The following is a 13,233-nucleotide window of genomic DNA, read 5'->3' as shown; positions in this document are numbered from 1 at the left end:
AAAGTCGCAGGGGGAGTCGGGTGCCGGCCCGGATTCGGATCGTCGGGTGGCTGCTGTTGACTCTCGTCATCGCCCTCGCGACCGTCATCGTCACGGTCCGGAGCACCATGATCGGCGCCGGCGGGCGCGATGCCAACGCATCGATCGTGCGGGAGATCGAGGAGTTGCGCACCTTCGCCGCCGTCGGGCGCGATCCCCGCACCGCGCAACCGTTCACCGGCGTCGAGGCGTTCTTCTCGGCGCACCTGGAGCGTCAGAGACCGGATCCGGGGGAGCTGCTCGTCGGTGTCGTGGCGACCGACGAACGGACCGCCCAGGTCATCGACGGACCCGGGCTGACGGCCGACGAACTGCAGGAGGCTCAGGTCGACGTCGTCACCGAAGGCGGCGATGTGACGAATCTGCGGTCCATGCTGTCGCGCGCCACGTCGGGTGTGATCGCCACCGATGCCGGCGAAGTACGGTACGGACGTAGCGAGGTCCGGGTGGGGGACGAGGTCGGCAACTTCGTGGTGATCCAGTTCGACCGGCCGTACGTCGATCAGGCGCGCGAGGTCACGAAACTGATGACATTCGTGTCGCTGGGTGCGGTCGTGCTGGCAGCCGGTCTCGCGTACGTGTTCGCCGGCCAGATCCTCCGCCCGGTCCGGACGGTGCGCCGTGCCGCGGCAGAGATCACCGAACACGACCTCACCCGGCGAATCCCGGTGCAGGGCAACGACGACATTGCCGAGCTTGCCGTCACCTTCAACGGGATGCTCGACCGCCTCGACAACGCATTCTCGCTGCAGCAACGCTTCGTCGACGACGTCGGCCACGAACTGCGGACCCCGATCACGATCATTCAGGGGCATCTCGAGACGATGCCGGACGATCCGGCCGAACGGGCCACGACGACCGCGCTGATCCTCGACGAACTCGACCGCATGGGCCGGATCGTGGCGGACCTGCTGGTGTTGGCGAAGGCCGAGCGGCCCAACTTCATCCAGGTCCAGGACGACGTGGACACTGCCGAACTCACGTTGGACCTGGACTCGAAGATGGTTGCGTTGGGTGACCGGCAGTGGCATCTGAGCGAGGTGGCCGACGGTACCTCCACGCTCGACCCGCAACGCGTACAGCAGGCCGTCCTGCAGTTGGCGCAGAACGCGGTGGAGCACACGGAACCGGGAACCGTCATCGAGCTGAGCTCACGGTTCACGACGGACCCGGACATCGGTGCTGCCGTGGTCTTCTCGGTCCGAGACGAAGGAAAGGGTATGTCTCCGGACGACGCACAGGTCATCTTCGAACGGTTCCGGCAGGCGGGTGCCCGACGGATCACGGGTGCGGGGCTGGGATTGTCCATCGTGCGCGCCATCGCGGACGGACACGGAGGCAGCGTCTACGTCGAAAGCCGCCTGGGCGTCGGGGCCACCTTCGGATTGATCCTCCCGGTGCACAGCGGCGGCCCGCGCGCCGGATCCGACGCGTCGGCCCCCGCGCCGGAGGGAGTGCGATGAGCCACATCCTGATCACCGAGGACGAGGACCGCATCGCGGGATTCCTCCAGAACGGGCTGCGCTCCGCGGGTTACCTGACCACGCGGGTCAGCGACGGTGAATCGAGCCTGTTGCTCTCGCGCACAGGCGAATTCGATCTGGTCATTCTCGACCTGGGTCTGCCTCGCATGTCCGGTGACGAAGTGGTCCGCGCGATGCGGCAGGCGAACGACCTCACCCCGGTCATCGTGCTGACCGCACAGGACCCCGCGTCGACGTCCGCCGAGTTGTTGAGTTGCGGCGCCGACGACTACATGAGCAAGCCGTTCCACTTCGCGGAACTGCTGGCTCGAATCCGCCTGCGGATCAGGAACGAACCACCGGGGGCATCGTCACCGGTCGTGGTGGAGGCCGCCGGGATGTCGCTGGACCTGCGATCCCGGGCCCTCACCGTCGACGGGACTGCCGTGAATCTCACAGCCCGCGAGTTCACGCTGATGGAAACCCTGCTGCGGCACCCCGGACAGGTGCTCACACGTGAACAGTTGCTCAGCCACGTGTGGGGGATGCAGACGGACACGTCGTCCAATGTCGTCGACGTGTTCATCCGTAGTCTGCGGTCGAAGATCGGCGCTCGGCACATCGAAACCGTTCGTGGTGTCGGGTACCGGTTGGTGCAGCCGTGAATCCGTCCGTCGCCGACTCGGCGGCCGTCTACGTCCGCACACCTGCTCCCGCACCGGGCTCCGCCGGAGTGCGGCCGCCGCGCCGTCCCCTGAACCTGCGTTGGGGCTCGGCTGCCGGCCTGCTCGTGGTGGCGGCCGTGACGGCGTGGCTGTTCACCGTCGACCTCGACGTCGGTGCGGCGCCGCTCACCGTGCCTGGACGCACCGCCCTGATCGTCTTCCTGGTCGCGATCTGGGCCTGGGCCGGCACCGGTGTCGACGACACCTACATCGCGTTGGGTGCCGGCACCGCGTTGGTGATCCTCGGCGCGCTCGAGACCGACGGGCTGTTCCGGGCACTCGGCGACGACGTCGTCTGGCTGCTGGTGGGCGCCGCGGTGATCGCGAGCGCGGTTGCCAAGTCCGGTCTCGCGCACCGGGCCGGTATGTGGCTCCTGACCGGCGCGCGCAGTCCACGAGCGGTGGTGCACATCCTGACCTTGGCGCTCGTCGTGACCGCCTTCATGGTCCCGGCGACGTCGGGGCGCGCAGCGCTGGTACTTCCGGTGTTCCTCGCGGTTCGGGCGGCGATCCGGGAAACCGGGTTGCCGATGGACTGGCTGGTCAAGGTACTGGCGCTGACGTTCCCCACCGTGATCCTGCTGTCGGCGGTCGGCTCGCTGATCGGGGCCGGTGCGCACCTGGTGACCTCGATGCTGGTGGAACAGGCGACGGGTGTCGGCTTCAGTTTCGCCACCTGGCTCTTGCTGGGACTTCCGCTCGCACTGCTGTCGTCGCACGTTTCGGCCGAACTTGTTCTTGCGCTGTTCAGCTCACGCGAGCAGCGCCGGGTTCGCTTCGTGCTCCCGATCCGCCGGTCCGGGCCGTTGTCGGTCGCGGAAGGGCGTGCGTCGGCGCTCCTGTTGGCGGTGGTGATCCTGTGGAGTACCCAGTCACTGCACGGTGTCGACCCGGCCGTCGTGGCGCTGCTCGGTGCGTTGCTGATCACGCTGCCCGCATTCGGTATCGCCACGTTCAAACAGGGATTGGCGGCGGTGCCGTGGTCGATGCTGTTGTTCATGGCGGCGACCATCGCAATGGGAGATGCGCTGCTCCGGAGCGGTGCGGCCCACTTCCTCGCCGACCGCGCCTTCTCGGCGATCGGTACCGAGTCGGTGGTGGGGTTCATGGTCCTGGTGGTGACGGTGTCTGCGGCCGCGCACCTGGTCATCCAGAGCCGCTCGGCGCGCTCGGCGGTGCTCGTGCCCATCGTCATCTCGTTGGCTCCGCCTCTGGGGGTGTCGGCAGCCGCTGCGGCGTTCGCGTCGACCGCGGCTGCGGGCTTCTGTCACACGCTGACGAGCTCCGCCAAACCGGTGGCGATGTTCGCCTCGATCGACGGGGTCACGACCTACGCGCCGGAGGACCTCCGCCGGCTCTCCTACTGGTTGGGTCCCGCGACCGTCGTTCTCGTGCTCGTCTTCTCGTTCTTCGTCTGGCCGCAGCTCGGGCTGCCGCTGTATCAGCATTCGTAATCCGTTCCGAACTTCGGAGGCATCCGTGTCCATCACCGTTCCGCATCGAATCGTCATTGCGCCCAGTGGATTCAAGGAATCCCTGTCGGCGGACGACGTTGCCAGATCTATCGCAGCCGGTGTCCGTCGAATGCTTCCGGGCGTCCGAATCTCCCTCGCACCCATCGTCGACGGTGGTGAGGGTTCGGCGCGGTCGCTGGCCGCGTCGACCGGCGGAGAGGTCGTCGAGTGCACCGTAACCGGGCCTGTCGGCGAGCCGATACGCAGCCATTTCGCGCTGCTGGGCAAGCAGTCTCGGAGGACCGCGATGGTCGAGATGGCGGCCGCCGCCGGACTACGGCACGTTCCGGCCGACCGTCGTGATCCTCGATTCACCACCACCTTCGGGGTGGGCGAGTTGATCCGGGCGGCGCTCGACGCCGGTGCCGAGCGCATCATCGTCGGCTGCGGCGACTCCGGCACCAGCGACGGCGGGGCCGGGGCGCTGACGGCGCTGGGTGCGCGGGTCATCGGCACCGACGGAGCCGAGTTGCCTTTCGGGGGCGCCCCGCTCGCGGACGCTGTCGATCTGGACCTGTCCGGTCTCGATCCTCGTCTCGCCGACACCGACATCGTCGTGGGCTGCAATCCGCACAACGTGCTGTGCGGTCGGAGTGGGGTCGCCCGCGTCTTCGGTCCGCAGAAGGGCGCGACACCTGAGGTGGTGACCGAACTGGCGGCCGCGCTGGAGACGTGGGCGGGGCTGCTCGCGGCGGCCGGCCGATCGGGTTCGCTCGACGCCGTTCGGCTCGGGCCAGGGACCGGCGCCTCCGGTGGCCTGGGCGCGGCCCTGGCCAGTGTGTGCGGTGCGTCCCTCCGGTCGCGGTTCGAGGTCTTCCTCGACGACTCGCTCGGCATGCCGGACCTGAACCGGCTGCTCTCCGATGCCGACCTCGTCATCACCGCCGAGGGGGCGGTCGACTACCAGACTCCCCGGGGAAAGGTGCCCGCCGAGGTGGCGGCCCGCGCAAAGTCCTTCGGGACGCCGGTCATCGCGCTGGCCGGTTCGATCGGCGAGGGCGCCAACGACGTCCATGACGTCGGGATCGACGCGGTGATGGGCATCATCCCCATCCCGATGGAACTCGCGCAGGCCGTCGAGTCCGCCGGCCATCTCGTCGCCCAGGCCACCGAAAGGGCGCTGAGACTCGTGCTGATCGGGTGCGCGATCGGCGCGTGAAGTGTCGACGGGGCGCCGAGATCGGTCCGGCGGACTTCGGGGCGATGGGCTACGCCGACCGGAACCTCGGATTCGAGACCTGGACCGACGGCATCGTCCCTGCCGCGTCACCGGCCACCGACCCGTCACCGAACTGATTCATCGCGCGCAACCTGCACGACACCGAGACACTCGCCCGCATGGAGTCCATCGACCGGTTCATGGCACGGATGCCCGGGTACCCGGCGCGGCTGTTCCACCAGACGGCGGAAGAGTTGGTCCTCGGCAACGGGCTCCTCGAGGGCCGGATCACTGTGGGCGGCAACACGATCAAGCTCGCCGAACTCGCCGTTCCGGTGCTGGCGGTCGGCGGAACCGGCGACGTCATCGCCACCGCAGACTCCGTCGGCGCGATCGTCGACGTCCTCACCGGGTCACCGTCGGTGCGGTTCGAGACCGCGCCCGGCAGCCATCTCGGCTTGCTCGCCGGACCGGGTGCGCGGGACACCTCGTGGCGGCACACCGACGCGTTCCTGGGCGAGCAGGTGCTGCAGGCCGGTTGACGGTCGGTTGTCGACTGGACGGCGACGGTCGGCCGATGCGTCACACTTGTCCTCATGCTCTCCGCCGAAAACCTGTTCACCCTCATACGTCGATTCCCCGACGTAGAGGCACCCAACCTGTTCGCCGTCGACGCGGCGGACCGTCTGATTCTCGACGAGGCGGCGGACGCCCTGGGTTCGGCCCCGGGTGACTCGATCGTCGTGATCGGCGACCACTACGGCGCGCTCACCCTCGGCACCGCGGTCCGGTTCGGCGTGACCGGGATCCGGGTGTACCAGGATCCGCTCACCGGGGAACGCGCGCTCGCGAACAATGCGTCGACCTTCGAGTTGGCCGACCGCTACCGCTCGTGTGGGCTGGGGGAGGAACTGCTGACCGGCGCCCGTGTCGTCCTCATGCAGCTGCCGCGCAGCCTCGACGAACTCGACGAGATCGCCGACGCGATCGCCCGCTTCGCCGATCCCGGCGTCGTCGTCTTCGCCGGCGGACGGGACAAGCACATCACCCCGACGATGAATGAGGTGCTGGCCCGGTCCTTCGTCGATGTGCGTGCCAGCCGCGGTCGGCAGAAGTCGCGCGTGCTGATCGCCCACACGCCGCGGGAGATCTCGGCGGCAGCGCGATTTCCGATTTCTGATCACCTCGACGAGCTGGACCTCGACGTATTCGCGCACGGCGCCGTCTTCGCCGGCACCAAACTCGACATCGGCACCCGGTACCTGCTCGAGTTCCTGCCCCGCGCGCTGCCCGACGCGCGATCCGCGGTCGATCTCGGCTGTGGCACCGGCATCCTGGCCGTCGCCCTCGCGGCTGCGCGTCCCGGGATCGAGGTCGTCGCGACCGACCAGTCAGCGGCGGCGGTCGCCTCGGCAGAGGCCACGGCCAGTGCGGCCGGCGTCGGCGACCGGGTGCGTGGACTGCGTGACGACGCCATGGCATCGCTTCCGGACGCGAGCGTCGACCTGATCGTCTGCAACCCGCCGTTCCATGTGGGCGCCGCGGTGCACACCGGCGTGGCCGACAAGATGTTCGCCGAGGCCGGCCGCGTCCTACGTCCCGGCGGCGAGATGTGGACGGTGTTCAACTCGCATCTCGAATACAAGAGCGTGTTGGCCCGGGCGGTGGGGCGCACCGAGGTGGTCGGGCGCAACCCGAAGTTCAGCGTCACACGGTCGGTCCGCGTGCAGTAGCGAGAACTACTGGACGGGCCCGCCGCCGGCCGCGTCCCCGTCGACCTGGCCGCGGTGGAGTCCGATGTCCTCGATGATCACGCCGTCGACGATCTCGGCGCCCTGGAGTTCGTCGTCATCCTCACGGTCGGGTCCCGACGGCGGGATGTCCGGTTCCTCCTCGGCGAGCCGCTGGTCCAGGCTCTCGCCCTGCTCGGCCTCCCTCAGGGTGGTGCCGAAGCGGTCGGCCTCGCTCCACTCGTCAGGCGCGTCGACCACGTCGTCCCCGTCGGCGTTGCGAACCTCGTCAGAATCGAGGCTCTCGCTGACATCCAGTGTCTCGTCGAATCCGTCTTCGATTCCCATGCGACCATTGTCGGCCGGATTGCGGGTTTCCGCTGGATTGTGGCCGAACGACGATACCGTTGATCAGGTGCTCGTATAGCGGTGGCCGAGGCCTCCCCGGTACAGTCCGAATTGTCCAACTCGGCTCGTCGCGTGGGAACTTTCCTCTCGGTGCCGGACGTTCAACGGACAACGACGCCGGTCCGACCCGGCCGGAAACGAGCCCCGACGGGCACGACAGACGACCACGAGAAGGGATGTGCACGGTGCGCACCACCAGCAACCCGGTGTTCAAGAACCTGCCCAAGCAGGAGGGCAGCGGATACGCCACCTTCGGATCCGCGCAGGCCGGCGCCGCGCAGGTCACGCAGGAGTACGGGCAGCAGCATCACCCGGCGCCCGACCAGTACCAGACCACGCAGCGGGCCATGACGATCGACGACGTGGTCACCAAGACCGCGATCACGCTCGGCGTGCTGTCGGTGGCCGCGATCATCTCCTACTTCCTGGTCGACGGGAACACGAACCTGGCGGCACCGTTCGTCATCGGCGGCGGTCTCATCGGCTTCGTGCTGGTGATGGTCGCGTCGTTCGGCCGCAAGATGGACAACCCGGCCATCGTGCTGGCCTACGCCGCCTGCGAGGGCGTGTTCCTCGGTGCGCTGTCGTTCATGTTCACCAACGTCGAGTTCGGTGGTGTCGGCGGCTCGATGCTGATCGGCCAGGCCGTCCTCGGCACGTTCGGCGTGTTCTTCGGCATGCTCGTCGTCTACAAGACCGGCGCGATCCGCGTCACCCCGCGTCTGACCCGCATGATCATCGGCGGCCTCATCGGCGTCCTGGTCCTGATGGTCGGCAACCTGATCGCCAGCTTCTTCACCGACGGCGGCTTCGGCCTGCGTGACGGCGGCACGGTCGCGATCATCTTCAGCCTCGTCTGCATCGCGCTCGCCGCGTTCAGCTTCCTGCTGGACTTCGACGCCGCCGACCAGCTGATTCGCGCCCAGGCGCCGGAGAAGGCCGCCTGGGGCGTCGCCCTCGGCCTCACCGTCACCCTGGTGTGGCTGTACGTCGAGATCCTGCGCCTGCTGAGCTACTTCAACAACGACTAGTCTCACCACGCCTCACGACCGGGCGGTCGTCGCGAATGCGGCGGCCGCCCGTTTTCGTTCGCTGCCCACTGCTCGAAACGACGGCTCGAAACGACGACGGGCGGTTACTGCGACAACGGCCGAGAGCCGATCGCAGCAACCGCCCGACGTGAGGCAGCGTCAGTAGCTGACTAGCTCAGGCGCTCGATCACCATTGCCATACCCTGGCCGCCGCCGACACACATGGTCTCGACGCCGAACTGCTTGTCCTGGGTCTGCAGGTTGTTGATCAGCGTCGCGGTGATGCGGGCGCCGGTCATACCGAACGGGTGGCCGATCGCGATGGCGCCACCGGAGACGTTGATCTTGTCCTCGTCCAGGTTCAGGGCGCGGGCCGAGCCCAGCACCTGCACCGCGAACGCCTCGTTGATCTCGTACAGGTCGATGTCCGAGGTGGACATGTTCGCGTAGCCGAGCGCCTTCTTGACCGCCTCGATCGGGCCCAGGCCCATGATCTCGGGGGACAGGCCGGTGGCGGCCGTCGCGACGACGCGCGCGAGCGGGGTCAGGCCGAGGGCCTTCGCCTTGGTGTCGCTCATGATGACGAGCGCGGCAGCGCCGTCGTTGAGCGGGCAGGCGTTACCGGCGGTGACGGTGCCGTCGGGGCGGAAGACCGGCTTGAGGCCGCTGATCTTCTCGTAGGTGGTGCCCGGACGCGGGCCGTCGTCGGTGGTGACGACGGTGCCGTCGGCCAGGGTGACCGGGGAGATCTCGCGCTCGAAGAAGCCGGACTTGATGGCCTCCTCCGCACGGTTCTGCGAGCGGACGCCCCAGCGGTCCTGGTCCTCACGGCTGATGCCGGTCAGCGACGCGACGTTCTCGGCGGTCTGGCCCATCGAGATGTAGATGTCGGGCAGCAGGCCCTCGTCACGCGGGTCGGTCCACGGGATGCCGCCCTCGGCGAGCTTCGCGGAGCGGGCCTGCGCCTCGTCGTAGCGGGCGTTCTTGGTGTCCGGCCAGCCGTCGGCGTTGCCGCTCTTGAAGCTGGAGACGGACTCGACGCCGGCCGAGACGTAGATATCGCCCTCACCTGCGCGGATCGCGTGCATCGCCATACGGGTGGTCTGCAGCGACGACGAGCAGTAGCGGTTGACGGTGACGCCGGGCATGAAGTCGTAGCCGAGGGTGGTGGCGACGACCTTCGCGATGTTGAAGCCGGACTGGCCGCCGGGCTGGCCACAGCCCATGATCAGGTCGTCGATCTCGGTGGGGTCGAGCTCGGGCACCTTCGCCAGCGCGGCGGCAACCATCTGCGCGGCCAGATCGTCCGGGCGCATGCTCGCCAGCGAACCCTTGTGAGCGCGACCGATCGGCGAACGGGCGGCGGAGACAATAACTGCCTCGGGCATGAAAACTCCTTCGTACGTTGGTCTCTTCGACCATGAACTTACGTTGCCTGCGCCACATCACCACGCGGCAGCCAGTCATCGGTGGCCCGGAACCCCCTGCGAGCGCGATTTCGGAGGCCCGCGGGGTTCGCCACCTGGTCGGATGCACGCGGTTCTGAAACGCGTTCTCGGATGTCGAGTGACGAATGCCCGTCCCACTCAGCGAGAGCCCTGTCCGAAGTCGGACCGAGGAGTGGACGTCGGCCGGTCGCCCGGCCGCGACCGACTGGTCGACCGATCCCGCCGGCCCGCTCGACCACGCGCACCCGGGGCGGTTTCGCGCAGGTAAGGACCCTTCCCGGCGCGTGTCCGAATCGGATCTGGAAACATGGGGTCATGCGCATCGCGGATCATGTCGTCGATCTCATCGGCAACACCCCTCTGGTCAAGCTGTCCTCCGTCGTCGGCGAGAACTCCGGGCTGGTGGCCGCCAAGATCGAATACCTCAACCCGGGCGGCAGCTCCAAGGACCGCATCGCGGTCAAGATGATCGACGCCGCCGAGGCGTCGGGCGAGCTGAAGCCTGGTGGCACCATCGTCGAGCCCACGTCCGGCAATACCGGCGTCGGTCTCGCGCTGGTCGCGCAGAAGCGCGGTTACAAGTGCGTGTTCGTCTGCCCCGACAAGGTCAGCGAAGACAAGCGCAACGTGCTGCGTGCGTACGGCGCCGAGGTCGTGGTGTGCCCCACCGCGGTCGCGCCGGAGCACCCCGACAGCTACTACAACGTCTCCGACCGGCTGGTACAGGAGATCCCGGGCGCCTGGAAGCCCAACCAGTACGCCAACCCGGGCGGCCCCGACAGCCACTACGAGACCACCGGCCCGGAGATCTGGCGGGACACCGACGGCAAGGTGACGCACTTCGTCGCCGGCGTCGGCACCGGCGGCACCATCACCGGCACCGGCCGCTACCTCAAGGAGATCTCGGGCGGCAAGGTCAAGGTCATCGGCGCCGACCCGGAGGGCTCGGTCTACTCGGGCGGCACCGGACGGCCGTACCTGGTCGAGGGTGTCGGTGAGGACTTCTGGCCCACCGCCTACGACCCGTCGGTTCCGGACGAGATCATCGCCGTCTCCGACGCCGACTCGTTCGAGATGACCCGGCGCCTCGCCCGCGAGGAGGGCCTGCTGGTCGGCGGCTCGTGCGGCATGGCCGTCGTCGCCGCTCTCGAGGTGGCGAAGCGTGAGGGCCCGGACGCCGTCGTCGTCGTGCTGCTGCCCGACGGTGGCCGCGGCTACCTGTCGAAGATCTTCAACGACGAGTGGATGGCGTCGTACGGCTTCCTGCGCACCCCGCTCGACGGCGACCTCACCGAACCCACCGTCGGTGACGTGCTGCGCGGCAAGTCCGGCGAGCTGCCGGACCTGGTCCACACGCACCCGTCCGAGACCCTGCGTGACGCGATCGAGATCCTGCGCGAGTACGGCGTCTCGCAGATGCCGGTCGTCGGTGCGGAGCCGCCGATCATGGCCGGAGAGGTCGCGGGCAGCGTGTCCGAGCGTGACCTGCTCAGCGCGGTGTTCGAGGGCCGCGCCGCTCTCGCCGACCCGGTCGAGAAGCACATGAGCAAGCCTCTGCCGCTGATCGGTGCGGGCGAGCCGGTGTCGTCGGCGACGAAGGCCCTCGGCGACACCGACGCGCTCATGGTGGTCGACGACGGCAAGCCCGTCGGCGTCATCACCCGGCACGACCTGCTCGGCTTCCTCAGCGCCGGCGCGTAACACTTCGAGGTCTCACACGGAATCCCCGGCGGCCACCGCCGGGGATTCCGGCTCTTCCGGGCTCGGTTAGGCTCTCGGCATGCATTGGGGGAGAGCAGTGGGGGCTGCCGCATGTCTTGCGGCGGTGGTGATGTGGGGTTCGGCGTGCGGGAACACCGTCGAGGGGACGCCGCAGGCGCAGGGCGACGACATGGTCGCGGCGGGATCGGCGGGTGCGAGTCCGCTTCCGACGACGGTCGAGCAGCGGGCGCCGGGCGCCGCTGCCGGGGCATCGACGCCACCGACGTGTGACGAGATCGAGAAGCCGGTACTGGGCGTGCTGACGGGCTACCGGCTGGACCGGAATCCGTCCTTCGACAGCGGGTCGACGATGTGCTGGTTCAGCGAGTCCGGTGCCGGAGGGCTGACGAAGGCGGTCACCGTCTCCGTCAACCCTGCGGACCAGACCGCCGAGCAGTTGGCCCGCACCCGGGACTACATGGCGAAGGAGCGGCCCGACAGGTTCGTGTCGTCGGCTGCGGCGGAGCGCATGGGCGGTTACATCTCGAGTCCGCTGGGTGGTCGCGATCTGGCGTTGTCGTTGCCGGGCGCACAGATTCTCCTCATCATTCCCGACGGGGCGGACGTGTCGAAGGAGCAGGCCGTGGAGGTCGTCCTCGCGGTCGGCGCAGCCATGTCGAACTGAGGCGGGCGAGCAGACGGCCGGAGGACGTGTGCGGCGGGGCGGGTCGCTAGGCTGGTCGCCATGAGTGAGCAGGGATTCTCCAGCGGTTTCTCCACCAAGGCCATCCACGCGGGGTACGAACCCGATCCGCAGACCGGTGCGGTGAACGTGCCGATCTACGCCAGTTCCACCTTCGCCCAGGACGGCGTCGGCGGGATGCGCGGCGGTTTCGAGTACGCGCGCACCGGCAACCCGACCCGCCGCCCCCTCGAGGCGAACCTCGCGGCGCTCGAATCGGGCACGTTCGGGCGGGCGTTCGGTTCGGGAATGGCGGCGACGGACTGCGTCCTGCGGTCGATGCTGCGCCCGGGCGATCACCTGGTCATCCCGAACGATGCCTACGGCGGCACGTTCCGGCTCATCGACAAGGTCTTCACCCAGTGGGGCATCGAGTACACCCCGGCCGCGGTGTCCGACGTCGACGCCGTCCGCGCCGCGATCCGCCCGAACACCAAGCTGGTGTGGGTCGAGACGCCCACCAACCCGCTGCTCAACATCGGCGACATCGCAGCGATCTCCGAGGTGGCGCACACCGCCGGGGCAAAGCTGGTGGTGGACAACACCTTCGCATCGCCGTACCTGCAGCAGCCGCTGCAGTTGGGCGCGGACATCGCGCTGCACTCCACGACGAAGTACATCGGCGGGCACTCCGACGTCGTGGGTGGCGCGCTCGTGACGAACGACGAGGAACTCGACACCAAGTTCGCGTTCCTGCAGAACGGTGCGGGCGCGGTCCCGGGACCGTTCGACGCCTTCCTGACGATGCGCGGCATCAAGACCCTCGCGCTGCGCATGGAACGGCACAGCGACAACGCCGAGAAGATCGTCGACCTGCTCACCGGCCATGCCGCGATCTCCCACGTGATCTACCCGGGTCTCGAATCGCACCCGGGCCACGCGGTCGCGGCCAAGCAGATGCGGCGCTTCGGCGGCATGATCTCGGTGCGGCTGAAGGGCGGCAAGCAGGCCGCGCTCGACTTCTGCTCGCGCACCCGGATCTTCACGCTCGCCGAGTCGCTCGGCGGCGTCGAGTCCCTCATCGAGCACCCGGGTGCGATGACGCACGCGTCCACCGCGGGTTCCGCGCTCGAGGTGCCGGAGGACCTGGTGCGCCTGTCCGTGGGCATCGAGGACGCGGCCGATCTGCTCGCCGATGTGGAGCAGGCGCTCGGCTGATCTCGCAGCGTGCGCACTTGCCGTCGCCCCGGACAGACGGCCTGGCGACGGCAAGTGCGCCGAAATGCTGAGCGTTTCCTGAATCCCGCCCCGGGCTGCCGGTTTGCCCGTTACC

12 protein-coding genes and 1 pseudogene are annotated in these 13,233 nt (G+C 68.6%); 11 read left to right on the top strand and 2 right to left on the bottom strand.

From position 1 onward, the window contains the following. Positions 1 to 20: 20 nt before the first annotated feature. The 7 genes and pseudogenes from AC1RIF_RS01260 to AC1RIF_RS01230 all read left to right on the top strand — a co-directional run bounded on the left by AC1RIF_RS01260 (position 21) and on the right by AC1RIF_RS01230 (position 6,633). On the top strand, positions 21 to 1,502 hold the full coding sequence (locus AC1RIF_RS01260; RefSeq protein ID WP_492599559.1) for a sensor histidine kinase: 1,482 nt from the start codon (positions 21 to 23) through the stop codon (positions 1,500 to 1,502). Further along, positions 1,499 to 2,167, top strand: a complete 669-nt coding sequence (locus AC1RIF_RS01255; RefSeq protein WP_492599558.1) for a response regulator transcription factor — start codon at positions 1,499 to 1,501, stop codon at positions 2,165 to 2,167. The genes AC1RIF_RS01260 and AC1RIF_RS01255 overlap by 4 nt, the downstream gene beginning before the upstream one ends. After that, a complete protein-coding gene (locus tag AC1RIF_RS01250; protein ID WP_492599557.1) occupies positions 2,164 to 3,681 on the top strand; it encodes an SLC13 family permease in 1,518 nt (505 codons plus the stop codon). The genes AC1RIF_RS01255 and AC1RIF_RS01250 overlap by 4 nt, the downstream gene beginning before the upstream one ends. A 25-nt stretch (positions 3,682 to 3,706) precedes the next feature. Beyond that, on the top strand, positions 3,707 to 4,900 hold the full coding sequence (locus tag AC1RIF_RS01245) for a glycerate kinase (RefSeq protein WP_492599556.1): 1,194 nt from the start codon (positions 3,707 to 3,709) through the stop codon (positions 4,898 to 4,900). Next, complete coding sequence (locus AC1RIF_RS01240; protein WP_492599555.1) at positions 4,897 to 5,037, top strand: hypothetical protein; 141 nt, start codon at positions 4,897 to 4,899, stop codon at positions 5,035 to 5,037. The genes AC1RIF_RS01245 and AC1RIF_RS01240 overlap by 4 nt, the downstream gene beginning before the upstream one ends. Further along, a pseudogene (locus AC1RIF_RS01235) lies at positions 5,038 to 5,442 on the top strand (alpha/beta hydrolase); the annotation flags it as partial. A gap of 54 nt (positions 5,443 to 5,496) precedes the next feature. Continuing rightward, a complete protein-coding gene (locus AC1RIF_RS01230; RefSeq protein WP_492599554.1) occupies positions 5,497 to 6,633 on the top strand; it encodes a class I SAM-dependent methyltransferase in 1,137 nt (378 codons plus the stop codon). A 6-nt stretch (positions 6,634 to 6,639) separates the two neighbouring features. On the opposite strand, the gene AC1RIF_RS01225 is transcribed toward AC1RIF_RS01230, so the two are convergent. Next, the gene (locus AC1RIF_RS01225) at positions 6,640 to 6,978 is read right to left on the bottom strand and encodes a hypothetical protein (RefSeq protein ID WP_492599553.1); all 339 of its coding nucleotides are present in this window, start codon (positions 6,976 to 6,978) and stop codon (positions 6,640 to 6,642) included. A 245-nt stretch (positions 6,979 to 7,223) separates the two neighbouring features. Here AC1RIF_RS01225 and AC1RIF_RS01220 point away from each other — a divergent pair, with 245 nt between their 5' ends. Next, on the top strand, positions 7,224 to 8,069 hold the full coding sequence (locus tag AC1RIF_RS01220; protein ID WP_492599552.1) for a Bax inhibitor-1/YccA family protein: 846 nt from the start codon (positions 7,224 to 7,226) through the stop codon (positions 8,067 to 8,069). Positions 8,070 to 8,239: 170 nt separating this feature from the next. Here AC1RIF_RS01220 and AC1RIF_RS01215 read toward each other — a convergent pair whose 3' ends face one another. Beyond that, on the bottom strand, positions 8,240 to 9,457 hold the full coding sequence (locus AC1RIF_RS01215) for an acetyl-CoA C-acetyltransferase (RefSeq protein ID WP_492599551.1): 1,218 nt from the start codon (positions 9,455 to 9,457) through the stop codon (positions 8,240 to 8,242). A 375-nt stretch (positions 9,458 to 9,832) separates the two neighbouring features. On the opposite strand from AC1RIF_RS01215, the gene AC1RIF_RS01210 reads away from it, so the two are divergent. The 3 genes from AC1RIF_RS01210 (at position 9,833) to AC1RIF_RS01200 (ending at position 13,118) form a co-directional block, all read left to right on the top strand. Beyond that, positions 9,833 to 11,218: a cystathionine beta-synthase gene (locus AC1RIF_RS01210; protein ID WP_492599550.1), complete on the top strand. Its 1,386-nt coding sequence runs from the start codon at positions 9,833 to 9,835 to the stop codon at positions 11,216 to 11,218. 79 nt (positions 11,219 to 11,297) lie between these two features. Next, on the top strand, positions 11,298 to 11,903 hold the full coding sequence (locus tag AC1RIF_RS01205; protein WP_492599549.1) for a hypothetical protein: 606 nt from the start codon (positions 11,298 to 11,300) through the stop codon (positions 11,901 to 11,903). Positions 11,904 to 11,963: 60 nt separating this feature from the next. After that, the gene (locus AC1RIF_RS01200; RefSeq protein WP_492599548.1) at positions 11,964 to 13,118 is read left to right on the top strand and encodes a cystathionine gamma-synthase; all 1,155 of its coding nucleotides are present in this window, start codon (positions 11,964 to 11,966) and stop codon (positions 13,116 to 13,118) included. Positions 13,119 to 13,233: the final 115 nt, after the last annotated feature.

This window comes from Prescottella sp. GW823-FHT02E09 (assembly GCF_058797375.1).
Note: the sequence above shows the minus strand (reverse complement) of the source record. Positions and strands in the feature narration are given on the sequence as shown.

What these genes read in the sequence shown, in the direction of transcription:
- AC1RIF_RS01215 (WP_492599551.1), bottom strand. Translation starts at nt 9,457, where the DNA reads ATGCCCGAGGCAGTTATTGTCTCCGCCGCCCGTTCGCCGATCGGTCGC.
- AC1RIF_RS01210 (WP_492599550.1), top strand. Translation starts at nt 9,833, where the DNA reads ATGCGCATCGCGGATCATGTCGTCGATCTCATCGGCAACACCCCTCTG.
- AC1RIF_RS01230 (WP_492599554.1), top strand. Translation starts at nt 5,497, where the DNA reads ATGCTCTCCGCCGAAAACCTGTTCACCCTCATACGTCGATTCCCCGAC.
- AC1RIF_RS01225 (WP_492599553.1), bottom strand. Translation starts at nt 6,978, where the DNA reads ATGGGAATCGAAGACGGATTCGACGAGACACTGGATGTCAGCGAGAGC.
- AC1RIF_RS01255 (WP_492599558.1), top strand. Translation starts at nt 1,499, where the DNA reads ATGAGCCACATCCTGATCACCGAGGACGAGGACCGCATCGCGGGATTC.
- AC1RIF_RS01200 (WP_492599548.1), top strand. Translation starts at nt 11,964, where the DNA reads ATGAGTGAGCAGGGATTCTCCAGCGGTTTCTCCACCAAGGCCATCCAC.
- AC1RIF_RS01205 (WP_492599549.1), top strand. Translation starts at nt 11,298, where the DNA reads ATGCATTGGGGGAGAGCAGTGGGGGCTGCCGCATGTCTTGCGGCGGTG.